At 64.3% G+C, this 2,671-nt stretch carries 2 protein-coding genes and 1 pseudogene; 1 reads left to right on the top strand and 2 read right to left on the bottom strand.

Annotation, left to right across the window (positions count from 1 at the left end):
- Positions 1–169, bottom strand: a pseudogene (locus ELR45_RS40705) (cyanase); the annotation flags it as partial.
- Between the two features lie 318 nt (positions 170–487).
- Between ELR45_RS40705 and ELR45_RS10105 the strand changes: the two are divergent.
- Positions 488–1,342, top strand: a complete 855-nt coding sequence (locus tag ELR45_RS10105; RefSeq protein ID WP_129665592.1) for a formate/nitrite transporter family protein — start codon at positions 488–490, stop codon at positions 1,340–1,342.
- Between the two features lie 215 nt (positions 1,343–1,557).
- Here ELR45_RS10105 and ELR45_RS10100 read toward each other — a convergent pair whose 3' ends face one another.
- Positions 1,558–2,436: an alpha/beta fold hydrolase gene (locus ELR45_RS10100; protein WP_129665590.1), complete on the bottom strand. Its 879-nt coding sequence runs from the start codon at positions 2,434–2,436 to the stop codon at positions 1,558–1,560.
- Between the last annotated feature and the right edge of the window lie 235 nt (positions 2,437–2,671).

Here is a 2,671-nt window from a genome sequence, read left to right as displayed (position 1 = left end):
CCTGCTTCGCCTGTTGCTCAGGCATCGGATGTTGACCGAGCAGGGCCGCGGTGGTCCACACAACCGGGGCCCCGATCTGGTCGGCTATGTCAGCCCAGGACAGCCCGCGTCGTATGCGGGCGGTGACGACGAGTTCGGCGGCATCGGATTTGCTCATGATCGGGGTCACATCGAACTCCTTGTGGTGAGTGAGTGCGACGAGTATTCCTGCTCGTCAGCGCCATGAGCCATGCGGTGAGGTGGCATACACGAACTCTTCACATCCCGTACACATGGTCCGGGCTGTCGGTCCGGCGCGTTACAGCGACGAAACGACGGCATTGCTGAGCCGGCCGTCGCCGCGTGAGGCCTACGTGACATGATCTTCCTGGCTTCGTCACGGGGAAGACATCTGCGATGCCCAAACTCGACCGGACGGCGCGGTTCTTGACCACCTGGGTGGGGTGGCTGCGCTTTGTCGGGTTGCCCCGAGCGAAGGAGCGACGTCATGTCCTATCTGAGCCCGCCAGAGTTCGTTACCAAGATGATCGACGCGGGCGAGGCCAAGGTCTTCATGTCCACGCGAGATACCGTGATCCGTGCGTACATGGCCGGCGCCATCCTCGCGCTGGCCGCGGCGTTCGCGGTCACGGTCACGGTGCAGACGGGGGAGGCCCTGGTCGGTGCCCTGCTCTTCCCCGTCGGATTCTGCATGCTGTACCTGCTCGGGTTCGACTTGCTGACGGGCGTCTTCACTCTGGTTCCGCTCGCGTGGATCGACAAGCGGCCAGGCGTCAACTTGCGCTCCGTCCTGCGCAACTGGGGTCTGGTCTTCATCGGCAACTTCGCCGGTGCGCTCACCGTCGCGCTCATGATGGCCGTGATCTTCACTTTCGCCTTCAGCGTGGACCCGAACGAAGTCGGCCAGAGCCTCGGCGCGATCGGTTCCGATCGGACGGTCGGCTATGCGGACCATGGCGCCGCCGGAATGCTGACTCTCTTCATCCGCGGCGTCCTGTGCAACTGGATGGTGTCCACGGGTGTGGTCGCCGCGATGATGTCGACGTCCGTCCCCGGCAAGGTGATCGGCATGTGGATGCCCATCCTGGTCTTTTTCTACATGGGGTTCGAGCATTCGGTGGTGAACATGTTCCTGTTCCCGTCCGGCCTGATGCTCGGCGGCGACTTCTCGGTCATGGATTACCTGATGTGGAACGAGATTCCCACGGTGATCGGCAACCTGGTCGGCGGCTTGGCCTTCGTTGGGCTCACGCTGTACAGCACGCACGCCCGTACCGGCGTGACTCGAAGCCGCCCGCCGGTTGCCGAGAAGGTCAACACCTCAGCCAAGGTGAACATGTGAGGCGGAAGTGGCGTCGATGAAGAGCATGTTGACCAGGATCGGGACACACGTGCCAGTGTCCTGCCTGACGGCGACTGTCGATGGCCTTTAGCGGGTTCCGTGGACGACGTTGCGTAGCGGCTCACCGTCGACCAGGCCGTTGATGTTGGCGGCGTAGCCGGGAACTGTCGTACCAGTCTAGTTGTTCATAGTAACGATAGTTCCCGCCATGGAGGCTATCTGGTGAGCAGCGAGCGCAGCGCTTTGATGATCTCCGCGGGAGCCTCTTCTGGCATGAAGTGGCCTGCTGAGATCGTCATGTGCTCGAGGTCAGACGCCCACGTCCGCCACAGCGCGGCCGCGTCGAAGCCGAGCGCGGCTCCCCAGTCCTGCTGGATGGCCGTGACCGGCATGACCAGGCGGTTCCCGGCGGTGCGGTCGGCCTGGTCGTGCTCGACGTCGATACCGGCCGAGGCACGGTAGTCGGCGACGATGGAAGGGACGGCCTCGCGGGAGGCTTTCAGATACTCGGCGCGAACGTCGCCGGGGATGGCGTCCGGGTTCTGCGTCCAGACGTCGAGGAAGTGACCGAAGAAGGCATCGGCTGTGGCACTGATCATCTGCTCGGGCAGACCGGGCGGCTGAGCCATCAAATAGAGATGGAAGGCGACCGCCGCGCTGGAGCCGCGCAGTATGTCCCACATATCCAGGGTCGGCAGGACATCGAGCGAGGCGAGGTGGGTGATCACGTCCGGGTGGTCGAGCCCGGCGCGGATCGCCACCAAGGCGCCGCGGTCGTGACCGGCGAGGGCGAACCGCTCGTGACCGAGTGTGCGGGCCATCGCGACGATGTCCCTGGCCATGGTCCGCTTGGAATACGTGTCGGAGTCGCGTCCCGCCGGCTTGTCGCTGGCGCCGTAGCCGCGCAGGTCGGGGCAGATGACCGTGTGATCGACGGCGAGGTCGGTAGCGACGTGCCGCCACATGAGGTGGGTCTGCGGGAATCCGTGCAGCAGCACGATCGGGACGCCGGTCCCGCTCACCGCGACGTTCAACGCTACGTCCTCATCGACGCTGACGCGCCGGTAGTCGAATCCGGAAATGGTGGATGCCATCGTTGCTCCTTCTGAATAGGCGGATGACTTCAGCCTGCCGGTCACGGATGAGCATTCGATGAGCGCGATACTTTGGGCTGTAGCTGCTCGGGAAGGTGGTTCGGTCGGTGCAGGTCACGTTCGGTGTGCTGGGGCCGGTTATGGCTTGGGACGGCGCAGGTGCGGCCATCGCCTTGAAGGGGCCTAGACATCGTGCCGTGCTTGCCCGCCTCATCGTCGCTCGTGGCCAGGTCGT

Source organism: Phytoactinopolyspora endophytica, assembly GCF_004138495.1.
Taxonomy (GTDB): Bacteria; Actinomycetota; Actinomycetes; order Jiangellales; family Jiangellaceae; genus Phytoactinopolyspora; species Phytoactinopolyspora endophytica.
This window is presented reverse-complemented; position numbering and strand designations above follow the sequence as displayed.

Excerpts from the sequence above, each read along its gene's own strand:
- ELR45_RS10105 (WP_129665592.1), top strand. The coding sequence starts at position 488 with ATGTCCTATCTGAGCCCGCCAGAGTTCGTTACCAAGATGATCGACGCG.
- ELR45_RS10100 (WP_129665590.1), bottom strand. The coding sequence starts at position 2,436 with ATGGCATCCACCATTTCCGGATTCGACTACCGGCGCGTCAGCGTCGAT.